The following is a 13,338-nucleotide window of genomic DNA, read 5'->3' on the forward strand; positions in this document are numbered from 1 at the left end:
CAGCGTTCAATGCGCCACCTTGCCCCATTCCTGCTCGTAGCTGTGCACCAGTTCCTGGTTTGACAGGCGGTTGACCGGCGCGCTCACGCGGCCCATGTCGAGCGGAAAGTCAAACAGCAGCGGGAGCGTTTGCGGGTTCAGGTAACGCAAGCCGGGCGGGAATGACGTGGATGTCGGCAATGGCCCGGATTGTCCCGTCTGCCCGGTCTGGGTCAGCGGGCTGAACGGGCGGCGGCTGGCCACCACAAAGCCCCATTCGCCAAAGCTGGGCACGTTGGTGTGGTACGGCGCGGTGCGCAGGCCGACGGATTCGAGCGTGCTGACCACCGTCCAGTAACTGCGCCGCGCCACCAGCGGCGACGTGGTCTGGATCACGGCGTAACCGCTGGCCGACAAGTGCTGGTCAAGCAGTGCGTAAAACGAGTTGCTGTAGAGCTTGCCGATGGAAAAATTGGTCGGGTCGGGGAAATCGACAATCACCACGTCAAACACCTCGGGGCTGGTGTCGAGCCACTGGAAGGCATCGGCGTTGACGACTTTGACTTTGGGCGACAGCAGCGCGTGGTCGTTCAGGCGTTTTAACGCGGGTTGCTGGCTGAACAGGCGCGTCATGGCCGGGTCGAGCTCGACCAGCGTGACGCTTTCGACGCTTGGGTACTTGAGGATTTCGCGCACCGCCATGCCGTCGCCGCCGCCCAGTACGGCGATTTTTTTGGGTGCGCCGTGGGCGCGCATGACCGGATGCACCAGCGCCTCGTGGTAGCGGTATTCGTCGCGCTCGGCAAACTGCAGGTTGCCGTTCAAAAACAATTTGTGCCCGCCGCGCCCGGCTGTGACCACGATGCGCTGGTAGGGCGTGGTTTCAGTAAAGACGATGTGGTCCTGGTAAAAATGGTCTTCGGCCAGCGTGGTGATGTGCCTGGCCCCGGCAAAACCGGCCGCCAGCGCCGCCAGTGTGAGGGCGCAAGCCACGGCGTGCGCTCTGAAGTGCCGCAGTTCATGCCGAAACAGCCACAGCGCCCACACGGCCACCGCTGCATTCATCAGGCCAAACAGCATGCCGGTGCGGATCAGCCCAAGCTGCGGCACCAGCACCAGCGGAAACGCCAGCGACACGGCCAGCGCGCCCAGGTAGTCGAAGGTCAGCACCTGCGACACCAGCTCTTTCAGCGCCACATTACGCCGCAAAATCCGCATCACCAGCGGAATCTCCAGCCCGACCAGCGTGCCCACGGCCAGCACCAGCGCATACAGCAAGAAGCGGAACGCGCCGGGCACGTAGGCATTGGCGATAAACAAAATGGCCGGCAGCGCGCCGCCGATCAGCGCCACCATCAATTCGATGCGCAGGAAATGGGCGGGTAGCTGGCGCTCGAAAAAGCGCGACAGCCACGAACCAATGCCCATCGCAAACAGGTAACTGCCAATGATGGTGGAAAACTGCAGCACCGAGTCGCCCAGCAGATACGACGCAATCGCGCCCGCCGCCAACTCGTAGACCAGCCCGCAGGCGGCGACCACAAACACGCTGGCCAGCAGCGCGACTTCGAGCGGACGCGGCGCCACCGTGCCGCCCGCTTCTGCGGCGGCGCTTTCAGCCCCCTGCACTAGCCGTGGATGGCGGCGGCCACGATGATGCAGATGCCCAGGCTTGTTGCGGCCACCACCACGCCGAGCGCCAGGTTCTTCTTTTCAACCAGTTCTTGCCACAGGTCGTACGGCGTGATCTTGTCAATGATGACAAAGCTGAGCCAGAAAATGACGACGCCGATCAGCGCGAACAGGATGGAGCCAAAAAAGGCCGCCGGTCTGAACCATTCAAGTTCCATAAAAATCTCCCGATAAAAAAGAATTGTCTTGCGTGCGGAGATTCATTTGTGTCCACCGCCGCCCGAGCTGCCGCCGAACGCGCCGCCCGAGCTGCGCGAACTGCTGGACGTGCTGCAGTTCTCCAGCGCCGGGTTGCAGCGCGTGCAGCGGCCCATCAGCATGACGAGCAGCACGATGACCACCAGCACAATGCCAATGGTGCGCAGGCTCGTGCCGGAGGCGCTGCTGAGCGGGCCGGCATCGGTGCGCTTGAACATCTCCGAGCTGCCTTCGAGCTTGAAAGCCTTGGCAACCACATCGCCACTGAGCTTGCTGCCACTGGACCAGGTGATTTCGTTTTTCGATTCTTCTTGCGACAGCAGCGACTTGCCGCTGGCAAAGTCGCGGTTGAAGGTTTTCTGGCCGCGCGTGACCTGCCAGTAAAACTCGCCCGCCACGTAGGTGGTTTCGGCCGCGTAGCTGCTCAGCAGCGGGTACGTGGTGGACAGGTAGGTGGCGCTGTTGCCGCCCTTTTTGTAAACCGGCGCGCCCGTCACGGGTTTGACCAGGCTCCAGCCGTCTTCGGAATCGACCAGGAAACTGAAGCCCAGCTTGCGGTTGTAGAGCAGGTATTCGTCCCACTCAAAACCTTCGTCTTCGTCGTCAGGCTCGTGTCCCCTGCGGTGCTGGAAACCCACCACCAGCCAGTTCGCGCCTTGCAGCTGGCCGGTGCTGCCCAGCGCAATCATGGCGCTGGCGGATTCTTCCTGCAATGCCGACTTGAGCGCCGCGCCCGTGCCCTGCGACACGTCGATCAGGCTTTCGCACGAGGGGCAGGTCACGCTTTGGCTCATCGCCAGCTTGAGCGTGACGGGCCCGCCGCAATGCGGGCAATTGAACGACTGGCTGCCCTTTTCGTCCTTGACCGATTCGTCTTTCAGGCCGGTGAGTTTGAGGTCGTCCAGCAGCACCGCGCGGCCCTGCGACAGCACCGGCACGCCGCCTGCCAGCGTGGGGCCGTAGTCGATGCTGAGCACTTCGCCGTCGGCACTGCGCAGCTCGACCATCGCAAACGGCTGGCCCAGCGCAGGCAGGTGCGGCAGTTCGCCCTGCGCCGACAGCAACGAAACGGTTTCGCTGGAAGCGACAGAAAAAGTCTTGCCGTTGATGGCCGTGCTGGCACCAATGCGGAACTGCTCGGCGGGCGGCACTTCGCGGCTGCTGCTGGTGGGCAGCGTGAAGACGTAAGCGCCGTTGTCTTCGCTCAGGAAAGCGGTGCTGCCGTCGCCCAGCAGCACATTCCATTCGGTCCAGGTGCCCTGGGCATAGTGGTATTGCAGCCGGCCCAGCACGGTAAAAGGCTGGCCGTTGAACACGCCTTCGGCCTGCAATTGCAAGGGGCTGAAGTCGTTGAACAACTCGGCCATCTTGCCGACGCGCGCCAGCGTCTCGCCGCTGCGCACCACGGTGCTTTGGCAATAGGCGCAAACGGCGTAGCTGGACTGCGCGCTGCGAAATTCAATCGGCGCGCCGCAGCTGGGGCAGGCGGCGCGGTAAGCGCGTTGGGGAGTGTCTTCGGCCATCGGGGCGTAGGCGTGTCGGGAAAAAGCGGGTTTTAAGCCGTTTTGGGCTGCTGGCGCTTGCCTGGCAAGCGCCAGCAGCTATCAAAAACGAAGTGAATCGTGGCGGCGCTCAAACCAGTTTTTTAAGCAGTTCAGCCTTCTTGGCATCAAACTCTTCTTGCGTCAGGATGCCCTTGCCCTTGAGTTCGCCGAGCTTTTCGAGCATGGCGATCACGTCGTCGGCTTTGACGGCAGCCGCCGCTTCAGGCGCTGCGCCTGCCGCTGCCGGCTTCATGCCTTGTTGCAGGTTTTGCGCCAGCACCTGGCCGAGCGCCATGCCTGCACCCAGACCCATCGCGTCGCCCGCAATACCACTGCCGCCCCCACCGCCGCCGCTGCCTTCGGCAAACTTCGGAATCGCCTGCGCCGTCTGGTACTGCATGAACTTGCCCATGTCGTTGCCGACCATGCCCATGCCGATTTTCTGGTCCATGATTTTTTGCAGCTCTTCGGGCAGCGAGACGTTTTGCACCGTCATGCCTTCGAGCTTCAGGCCAATCTTGGCAAACTCGGGCGTCAGCTGCGCCACCAGCGCCTGCGCAAACATCAGCTGGTTGGCGGCCAGGTCAAGGAAGGCAATGCCGCTGCCGGCAATGGCATTGGAAATGTTCTGCAGCACCAGTCCGCGCAACTGGCCGTCAAGCTCCTGCGTGGTGTAGCGCTCACGCGTGCCCGAGATTTCGGTGTGGAACAGGCGCGGGTCGGCAACGCGGAAGTTGAAATTGCCGAACGCCCGCAGCCGCACCGCGCCGAAGTCGGCATCGCGGATGGTAATGGGCTGGGGCGTGCCCCATTTCTGGTCGATCTGCTGGCGGGTGCTGAAAAAGTAAACGTCACTCTTGAACGGCGACTCAAACAGCTTGTCCCAGTTCTTGAGGTAGGTCAGCACCGGCAGCGTTTGCGTGGTGAGCTTGTAGGTGCCGGGGCCAAACACGTCGGCCACTTTGCCTTCGTTGACAAACACCGCCACTTGCGATTCGCGCACCGTCAGTGAAGCGCCGTTCTGGATTTCCATGTCGGCCATCGGAAAGCGCCAGGCCAGCGTGCCCTGGTCTTCTTCAGTCCACTGGATGATGTCGATGAATTGTTTTCTGATGAAGTCCATCAAGGCCATGGCGTGCGCTCGCTGTGAGTGATTAGGTCAGCGGATGATACCTGCGCGGGATACGTTTGCAATGCGTTGAAACGTGGTGGGGAAGCGTGCCGGGCCGGCAAGGGCTGCGCTGCACGGGCTTGAAAATGCTATGAATTAAATAGCTGCTTGCGCACGTGCAGTATGCGCAAGCAGCCTGTTTCATCCTTAAAACCGGAAAAACCGGCTGGAAAGCCTGACCCGCCGGACTGCGCGGGTCAGTAACGCGCCTCAAGCCTGTATGGCGCGCATTTCCGTTTCCACGGCCTGGTGGTTTTGCACCATGCTGGCCGACGGCTGGCTGAGGCGGCTGACGACCACGGTGGCAAGCCAGGCCAGGATAAAGCCGGGAATGATTTCATACAGCCCAAACCAGCCGACCTGCTTCCACAGCACCACGGTGACCGCCCCGACGAGCATGCCCGCCAGCGCGCCGTTGCGCGTCATGCGTGACCAGAACAGCGACAGGATCAGCACCGGGCCGAAAGCGGCGCCAAAACCGGCCCAGGCGTAGCTCACCATGCCCAGCACCTTGGCTTCGGGGTTGCGGGCAATCATGATGGCGACCAGCGCAATCGCCATCACCATGGCACGGCCGACCCACACCAGTTCGGTCTGGCTGGCGTTTTTGCGCAGGAATGTGCGGTAGATGTCTTCGGTCAACGCGCTGGAGCACACCAGCAACTGGCACGACAGCGTGCTCATCACGGCCGCCAAAATGGCCGCGAGCAGCAGGCCGGCGATCCACGGGTTGAACAGTTGCTTGGCCATTTCGATGAACACGGTTTCGGAATTGGCGTTCACCGCCAGCGCGCCGCCCGGATTCGCCAGAAAGTAAGGAATGCCGACAAAACCGACGGCCACCGCGCCCAGCAGGCACAACACCATCCAGGTCATGCTGATGCGGCGCGCGGCCGGAATGGTCGCCACCGATTCAGCGGCCATGAAACGCACCAAAATATGTGGCTGGCCAAAATAACCCAGGCCCCAGGCCATCAGCGAAATGATGCCGACAAAGGAAGCGCCTTTCATCATGTCCATCTTGGCCGGCTCCATCAGGTCGGCAATCGACTGCGCGGGCTGCAGGCCGCCGGTCACGGCGAAGTAACCCACCACCGGCGTCACGATCAGCGCGGTAATCATCAGCGACGCCTGAATCGTGTCGGTCCAGCTCACAGCCAGAAAGCCGCCGATGAACACATAGGCGATGGTGCAGGCAGCGCCCACCCACAGCGCGGTCTGGTAAGGCAGGCCGAACATGTTCTCGAACAACCTGGCACCGGCCACCACGCCCGAGGCGCAGTAAACGGTGAAGAACACCAAAATCACCACGGTGGTCAAAATGCGCAGCAAGTTGGCCTTGTCCTCAAAGCGGTTGGCAAAGTAGTCGGGCAGGGTCAACGCATTGCCGGCCCGCTCGGTGTACAGCCGCAGCCGCGCCGCCACAAACCGCCAGTTAAGGTAAGCGCCAATGACCAAACCGACGCCAATCCAGGCTTCGCTCAGGCCCGACAGGTAAATCGCGCCGGGCAAGCCCATCAGCAGCCAGCCGCTCATGTCGGACGCGCCGGCTGACAAGGCGGTGACAAAACTGCCCAGGCTGCGCCCGCCCAGGATGTAGTCGTCCAGGTTGTCGGTGCCCCGGTAGCCCAGAAAGCCGATGAACAGCATGGCAAACAGGTAAAGGCCGAACATGATCACGGTCGGATCGGTAAAGTTCATCAATGTCTCCTCAGAAGGGATGGGTGAGTCAGCGAAAAAGGCGCGGCCCCTGCGGGTAGGCAGAGGGCGGCAGCGCACCCCGGGATGTCAGGGTGGCGGTCTTGGGGAAAGGAAATCAGGTGAAGGACGAAGGAAGAAATCAGGATTTGGAAATCAACAAAGTCCCGTCCGTCATTCCCGCGAAGGCGGGAATCCAGCGACACGGCTTGATACGCTCCAACGAGTCTGGATACCCGCCTTCGCGGGTATGACGCAGGAAAGTTATTGTTGACCGTAGGCCGAGTGCTCAGCCCATCGTCATGAGTTGCGCGTTGCCACCGGCGGCGGCGGTGTTGGTGCTGAGGCTTTGCTCATGCATCAGCGCGCTCACGTCGTACACCGCACCGGCGGCCAGTTGCGCCGAGGTGAGGTTTTCAACCCGCACAATCGCGCCAGTGCGCCCGGTGATGCGCGGCAGCAAAGCCTGCAAGGCATCGCCATCGCCCTCGAACAGCATCGCGCTCACGTGCGTTTCGGCCAGCAGCTGATCGGCACTGCGGGTGTGGACAAACGCTTTCACCTCGGGCGGCAGCGCAGCCAGCGCCAGCGCCACGGCGCTATGGGCCGCAGGCGTTTCCAGCCAGCACGGGTTGCCGCTGGCCAGCGCGGCGGCGACGTGATGCACCAGACCGAGCGCGGTTTGCGGCACGGCCCAGACCGCGCCGCGTGGCAGCAGCCGGTAACGGTTCGACTCGCCGGTCGGGCCGGGCAAGGTAAACAGCTGGCCCAGCACGCTGCTGGCGCGGTAGGCGTTGCAGGCGCTGTAGGCGGTTTGGGCGCGGCCCGCGTCACCGCCGGTCTGCCAGCCGTCGAGGGCTTGAAATTTCGGGCCTTTCAGCGCAGCGCCCAGGCTTTGCAAGGCCACCAGTGCCGGCAAATCGGCCGGATTCGGCACGGCGGCCGGCGCAGCGTTGCGGTTCACGGGCATGGTCGGCAGCGCCGCCAGCGCCTGATTGCCCTGCGCCGGGCCGGCCTGCAGCAAACGGTACAGGTACAACGGGCCGCCCGCCTTGGGGCCGGTGCCGGACAAGCCCATGCCGCCGAATGGCTGCACGCCGACCACCGCGCCAATCACGTTGCGGTTGACGTAGATGTTGCCAGCCTGCACTTTTTGCGTCACTTGGGCAATGGTTTCGTCAATCCGGCTGTGCACGCCAAACGTCAGGCCGTAGCCGGTGGCGTTCAGCGCGTCAAGCACGTCGCCCAACTGGTCGCGGCGGTAGCGCAGCACATGCAGCACCGGGCCGAAGACTTCGCGCTGCAGGCGCTCGATGCTGTCAATCTCGATCAGCGCGGGCGTCACGAAATGGCCGTGCGCACTGCTTTCGTCGCGCGCCATGCGGGTCACGGGTTGCCCTTCGGCCTGCATGCGCGTAATGTGCTGCTCGATCTGGACGCGGGCGTCTTCGTCAATCACCGGGCCGACATCGGTGTGCATGCGGTCGGGGTTGCCCATGACCCATTCGCGCATGGCGTGCTTGACCATGTCGACCACGCGCTCCGCGCCGTCTTCCTGCAGGCACAGCAGGCGCAATGCCGAACAGCGCTGGCCGGCGGAATCGAACGCTGACGACAACACGTCGCCCACCAGTTGCTCGGCCAGCGCCGACGAGTCCGCCACCAGCGCGTTCTGGCCGCCGGTTTCGGCGATCAGCGGGATGCTGCGGCCCTGCGGGCTGAGGCGTTTGGCCAGCGTTTTGGCAATGATGCCGGCCACTTCGGTCGAGCCGGTGAACAGCACGCCGGCCACGTGGCGGTGCGCCACCAGTGCCGCGCCGACGGTTTCGCCGGTGCCGGGCACCAGTTGCACGGCATCGACCGGCACACCGGCTTCATGCAAAATTTTGACCATCACATCGGCCACCAGCGGCGTTTGCTCGGCGGGCTTGGCCAGCACACAGTTGCCGCTGGCCAGGGCGGCAGCCACCTGGCCGGCAAAAATCGCCAGCGGAAAGTTCCACGGGCTGATGCACAGCACCACGCCGAGCGGGCGGTGCGAGTCGTTGTCAAACGTAGCGGCCACTTGCGCGGCGTAGTAACGCAAAAAGTCCACCGCCTCGCGGACTTCAGCGATGGCGTTGGGCAGCGACTTGCCGGCTTCCCGCACGATCAGGCCCAGCAGGCTTTGCGTGCGCTGCTCCAGCAGGTCGGCAGCGCGGCTCAAGCAGGCGGCGCGCTCCTGCGGCGGCGTGCCGTGCCAGATTTGCGCGGCGCGGGCGGAGCGGCCCACGGCTTGCTCGACCTCTTCTGCCGTCGCCGGGCGCACCCAGCCGACTTGGTCGCGCGTGTCAGCCGGGTTCAGCACCGGCTGCCAGCCGTCGGCAACGGCGCTATCAAAATCAAAGCTGCCCGCGCCCGTCCCGCCTGCACTGGCGGCATAAATGCCTTGTGTACTGCGCAGCAAGCCAGCGGCCAGCGACGCCAGTTGCTGCTCATGCGCCAGGTTCAGGCCCGACGAGTTCAAACGCGACTGCGCGCCCAAATCGGCAAACATCTGGCGCGGCAGCGGAATCTTCGGGTGCGGCGCGCCCAGATGCCCGGTTTCCTGCGCAATTTGCCGCACCTCGGCCACCGGGTCCACCACCAGTTCAGCCACCGGCACGTTGGCGTCGCCAATGCGGTTGACGAACGAGGTGTTGGCACCGTTTTCCAGCAGCCGGCGCACCAGGTAAGCCAGCAGCGTTTCGTGCGTGCCAACCGGCGCATAGATGCGGCAGGGCCGGGCCAGCTTGCCGTCGGCGACGCTGCCCGTCACCTGGTCGTACAGCGGCTCGCCCATGCCGTGCAGGCACTGGAATTCGTACTGGCCGCTGTAGTAGTTGTTGCCGGCCATGTGGTAAATGCTGGCCACGGTCTGCGCGTTGTGGGTGGCAAACTGCGGGTAAATCGCGTCGGGCGCGCCCAAGAGCTTGCGGGCGCAGGCGAGGTAAGACACATCGGTGTGGACTTTGCGCGTGTACACCGGGTAGCCTTCATGGCCATCGAGCTGGGCGCGCTTGATTTCGCTGTCCCAGTAAGCGCCCTTGACCAGCCGGATCATCAGCCGGTGGTTGCTGCGCCGGGCCAGATCAATCACATGGTCAATCACGTAAGGGCAGCGCTTTTGGTAGGCCTGCACCACAAAGCCAATGCCGTTCCAGCCCTTGAGTCCCGGCGCAAAACACAGGCTCTCCAACAAGTCCAGCGACAGCTCCAGCCGGTCGGATTCTTCGGCGTCAATGTTCAGGCCGATGTCGTACTGGCGCGCCAGCAGCGTGAGCTGGAGCAGGCGCGGCAGCAGCTCGCTCATCACGCGGTCGCGCTGGGCGCGGCTGTAGCGCGGGTGCAGCGCCGACAGCTTGACCGAAATGCCCGGCCCTTCATGAATGCCGCGCCCATGCGAGGCCTTGCCGATGGCGTGAATCGCCTGCTCGTAAGACGCCAGGTAGCGCTCGGCGTCTTGCTCGGTCGTGGCCGCTTCGCCCAGCATGTCGTAGGAATAGCGAAAGCCGGCTTTTTCCAGCGACCGGCTGTTGGCCAGCGCCTCGGAAATCGTCTGGCCGGTGACAAATTGCTCGCCCATCAGCTTCATGGCGCGGTGTACGCCCTGGCGGATCAGCGGCTCGCCGCCCTTGCCAATCAACCGGGTCAGCGACGAGCCCAGGCTTTTCTCGCTGCTGGTCGAGGTCAGCTTGCCGGTCAGCATCAAGCCCCAGACAGCGGCGTTGACAAACATCGACGGCGAGTTGCCCAGGTGCGCATGCCAGTCGCCCCGGCTGATCTTGTCGCGGATCAGCGCGTCGCGCGTGGCGTTGTCGGGAATGCGTAAGAGTGCTTCGGCCAGACACATCAGCGCCACGCCTTCCTGGCTGGAGAGCGAAAACTCCTGCACCAGCGCTTCAACGCCGCCGGTGTCTTTTTTGCCGCGCAAGCCGTTCACCAGCCGGGTAGCGACCGTCTCGATGGCGGCGCACTGCGCAGCATCAGGCGTGTGCGCCAGTTGCACCAGCAGCGGCAGGCATTCTTCTTCGGGCCGGTGCCAGGCGGCGGTAATGGCGGCGCGCAGGTCGGTTTGCGGCAGCACGTTTTGCGCCCAGTCGAGGAAGGGTTGGGCAGAAGGAAGCAGACCGGCTGGCAGCGTTGCATCGTCACCCTCGTCGTTTTCAGGCGCATCCGGCAGGCCGGTTGCACCTTGGGTTGCACCCAGTGGCGACAGCCCGCGCTCCATGTTTTCGACATACTGCAACACCGCTTGTTTTATGAGCCAGTGCGGTGCCCGGCCCTGCTGGGCGGCGGCCTCGCGGATGCGGGTTCTGAGCGCTTCGTCAACCTTGAGGCCGAGTGTGACTGTAGACATGAGTTGCACCTTTTTCGCAAAATAAGTGCAACCGATTTTATGAAAGGTACAACCCGAACGAAATACGGGTTAACCCTTTTTTCGGGCACTTTCGCAATCGGCGGCGCGTGGCGCGGGCAAGCGCTGATCTGTGCATATAAGTCAAAAGCACTCCGCCCTGGAACGGCGCTTTGCACGCAAGCGCCCTGGTTTGTGCGGCCTACAATCGGCAACCGTACAAAAAAAGAGTTGACGGCCGCACCGACCGTCCTAGTTGGAGACTTATCGATGCTTATCCCATCCGCTGCGACGCCCCAGGATCTTGAAACCGAGCGCAATGACAAGCGCGCCGAACTGCGCCGCGCCGCACTCGAATACCACGAGTTCCCCACCCCCGGCAAGATCGCCATTTGCGCCACCAAGCAACTGACCAACCAGCGCGATCTGGCGCTGGCTTACTCGCCCGGCGTCGCTGCGCCCTGCGAGGAAATCGTCAAAGATCCGAACGCCGCCTTCAAGTACACCAGCCGGGGCAACCTGGTCGCCGTCATCACCAACGGCACCGCCGTGCTGGGACTGGGCGACATTGGCCCGCTGGCCTCCAAGCCGGTGATGGAAGGCAAGGGCGTGCTGTTCAAAAAGTTCGCTGGCGTTGATGTGTTTGACATCGAAATCGACGAAAAAGACCCGGCCCGGCTGGTCGAGATCATTGCCTCGCTCGAACCTACTTTCGGTGCCATCAACCTCGAAGACATCAAAGCGCCTGACTGCTTTTACGTTGAGCGCGAGCTGCGCAAGCGCATGAAGATTCCGGTTTTTCACGACGACCAGCATGGCACGGCCATCACCGTCGGGGCGGCCATGCTCAACGCCATGAAAGTGGCCGGCAAAGACCCGAAACAAGTCAAGCTGGTGACGTCGGGCGCGGGCGCTGCTGCGCTGGCTTGCCTGGGCTTGCTACTCAAGCTCGGCATTCCACGCGAAAACATCTACGTGACCGACCTGGCCGGCGTGGTCTACGAAGGCCGCACCGAACTGATGGACGAGGACAAGATCCAGTTTGCCCAGAACACGACGGCGCGCACGCTGGGCGAGATCATTGAAGGCGCAGACATTTTCCTGGGCCTGTCGGCGGGCGGCGTACTGAAAAAAGACATGGTCGCCAAGATGGCGGCGCGTCCTATTATTTTTGCGCTGGCCAATCCGAACCCGGAGATTTCACCCGAAGACGTCAAGTCGGTGCGCGATGACGCCATCATCGCCACCGGACGCACCGATTACCCGAACCAGGTCAACAACGTCCTGTGCTTCCCGTACATCTTTCGCGGCGCGCTGGACGCGGGTGCGTCAACCATCACCATCGAGATGGAAATTGCGGCAGTGCATGCCATTGCCGAACTCGCGCAAGCGGAGCAAAGCGAAGTGGTGGCGGCCGCCTATGTCGGCGAAAAGCTGTCTTTTGGGCCGGAATATTTGATCCCCAAGCCTTTTGATCCGCGCCTGATGATGAAGATTGCGCCCGCCGTGGCGCAAGCTGCTGCCGACAGCGGCGTGGCGCTGCGCCCGATTCAGGACATGGATCTGTACCGCGAACGGCTGCAGAGCTTTGTGTATGCCTCCGGCACCATCATGAAGCCGATTTTCACCGCCGCCAAGGCAGCCGCGCGCAAACGCGTGGCCTATGCCGAAGGCGAAGAAGAAAAAGTGCTGCGCGCCTGCCAGATCGTGGTCGACGAAGGGCTGGCGCGGCCAACGCTGATTGGCCGCCCGGCCATCATTGCCCAGCGCATCGAAAAGTTTGGCCTGCGCCTGAAAGAAGAGCTCGATTACGACGTCGTCAATGTCGAGCAAGACCACCGCTACCGCGACTTCTGGCAAACCTACCACCGCCTGACCGAGCGCAGCGGCGTAACGGTGCAGATGGCGAAAATCGAGATGCGCCGCCGCCTGACGCTGATTGCCGGCATGCTGCTGCTTAAGGGCGATGTCGATGGCCTGATCTGCGGCACCTGGGGCACGACGGCGCATCACCTGGCCTATCTGGATCAGGTGATTGGCAAGCGCCAGGGCGTCAACACCTATGCCTGCATGAACGGCCTGATGCTGCCGGGCCGCCAGGTGTTTCTGTTAGATACCCACGTCAACTACGACCCGACGGCAGAGCAATTGGCTGAAATCACCACCATGGCGGCTGAAGAAATGATGCGTTTCGGCATCAAGCCCAAGGCAGCGCTGCTGTCGCATTCCAACTTTGGCTCGTCCAACCATGCGAGCGCGCTGAAAATGCGCCGCACGCTGGAGCTGCTGCGCGAGCAGACGCCGTGGCTGGAAGTCGATGGCGAAATGCATGGCGACATGGCACTGGACGCAGATGCACGCACACTCATCATGCCCAACAGCACGCTGAGCGGCGAAGCCAATTTGCTGGTCTTGCCCAATATCGACGCCGCCAATATTTCCTACAACCTGCTCAAGACCGCTGCCGGCGGCAACATTGCCATTGGCCCGGTGCTGCTGGGCGCCAACAAGCCGATGCACATCCTCACGCCCACCGCAACGGTGCGCCGGATTGTCAACATGACAGCCCTCACGGTGGCCGACGCCAACGCCGCCCGGTAACTTGCTACCAGAATAGCCAGAGGCACGGAAAAGAAGGCTTGATAGCCCTCTTTCCGATGCCTAAACTTTCAGCAATTGCT

The 13,338-nt window shown here is 62.9% G+C and carries 7 protein-coding genes; 1 reads left to right on the top strand and 6 read right to left on the bottom strand.

The window, feature by feature from the left end:
* Nucleotides 1-6 precede the first annotated feature (6 nt).
* The 6 genes from RCH06_RS04735 to putA all read right to left on the bottom strand — a co-directional run bounded on the left by RCH06_RS04735 (nucleotide 7) and on the right by putA (nucleotide 10,660).
* Nucleotides 7-1,608: a polyamine aminopropyltransferase gene (locus RCH06_RS04735; RefSeq protein WP_327080281.1), complete on the bottom strand. Its 1,602-nt coding sequence runs from the start codon at nucleotides 1,606-1,608 to the stop codon at nucleotides 7-9.
* Nucleotides 1,608-1,829 (bottom strand): DUF350 domain-containing protein, encoded by a 222-nt coding sequence (locus tag RCH06_RS04740; RefSeq protein WP_327080282.1) that lies wholly within the window; start codon nucleotides 1,827-1,829, stop codon nucleotides 1,608-1,610. The genes RCH06_RS04735 and RCH06_RS04740 overlap by 1 nt, the downstream gene beginning before the upstream one ends.
* A gap of 42 nt (nucleotides 1,830-1,871) precedes the next feature.
* Nucleotides 1,872-3,392 carry a DUF4178 domain-containing protein gene (locus tag RCH06_RS04745; RefSeq protein WP_327080283.1) on the bottom strand — a complete coding sequence of 507 codons (1,521 nt, stop codon included), beginning with the start codon at nucleotides 3,390-3,392 and terminating at the stop codon, nucleotides 1,872-1,874.
* A gap of 109 nt (nucleotides 3,393-3,501) precedes the next feature.
* Nucleotides 3,502-4,545 (bottom strand): SPFH domain-containing protein, encoded by a 1,044-nt coding sequence (locus tag RCH06_RS04750; protein ID WP_327080284.1) that lies wholly within the window; start codon nucleotides 4,543-4,545, stop codon nucleotides 3,502-3,504.
* A 249-nt stretch (nucleotides 4,546-4,794) separates the two neighbouring features.
* Complete coding sequence (gene putP, locus RCH06_RS04755) at nucleotides 4,795-6,285, bottom strand: sodium/proline symporter PutP (RefSeq protein WP_327080285.1); 1,491 nt, start codon at nucleotides 6,283-6,285, stop codon at nucleotides 4,795-4,797.
* A gap of 286 nt (nucleotides 6,286-6,571) precedes the next feature.
* The gene (gene putA, locus RCH06_RS04760; RefSeq protein ID WP_327080286.1) at nucleotides 6,572-10,660 is read right to left on the bottom strand and encodes a trifunctional transcriptional regulator/proline dehydrogenase/L-glutamate gamma-semialdehyde dehydrogenase; all 4,089 of its coding nucleotides are present in this window, start codon (nucleotides 10,658-10,660) and stop codon (nucleotides 6,572-6,574) included.
* Nucleotides 10,661-10,927: 267 nt separating this feature from the next.
* Here putA and RCH06_RS04765 point away from each other — a divergent pair, with 267 nt between their 5' ends.
* The gene (locus RCH06_RS04765; RefSeq protein ID WP_327080287.1) at nucleotides 10,928-13,258 is read left to right on the top strand and encodes an NADP-dependent malic enzyme; all 2,331 of its coding nucleotides are present in this window, start codon (nucleotides 10,928-10,930) and stop codon (nucleotides 13,256-13,258) included.
* The last annotated feature ends 80 nt before the right edge of the window (nucleotides 13,259-13,338 follow it).

Origin of the sequence: Polaromonas sp. CG_9.5 (assembly GCF_035984465.1) — a bacterium.
In the GTDB taxonomy this organism is placed as follows: Bacteria; Pseudomonadota; Gammaproteobacteria; order Burkholderiales; family Burkholderiaceae_C; genus Polaromonas.

Bases quoted from the DNA above. Each gene is read 5' to 3' on its own strand.
- RCH06_RS04740 (WP_327080282.1), bottom strand. From the start codon at position 1,829: ATGGAACTTGAATGGTTCAGACCGGCGGCCTTTTTTGGCTCCATCCTG.
- RCH06_RS04745 (WP_327080283.1), bottom strand. From the start codon at position 3,392: ATGGCCGAAGACACTCCCCAACGCGCTTACCGCGCCGCCTGCCCCAGC.
- RCH06_RS04750 (WP_327080284.1), bottom strand. From the start codon at position 4,545: ATGGCCTTGATGGACTTCATCAGAAAACAATTCATCGACATCATCCAG.
- putP (WP_327080285.1), bottom strand. From the start codon at position 6,285: ATGAACTTTACCGATCCGACCGTGATCATGTTCGGCCTTTACCTGTTT.
- putA (WP_327080286.1), bottom strand. From the start codon at position 10,660: ATGTCTACAGTCACACTCGGCCTCAAGGTTGACGAAGCGCTCAGAACC.
- RCH06_RS04765 (WP_327080287.1), top strand. From the start codon at position 10,928: ATGCTTATCCCATCCGCTGCGACGCCCCAGGATCTTGAAACCGAGCGC.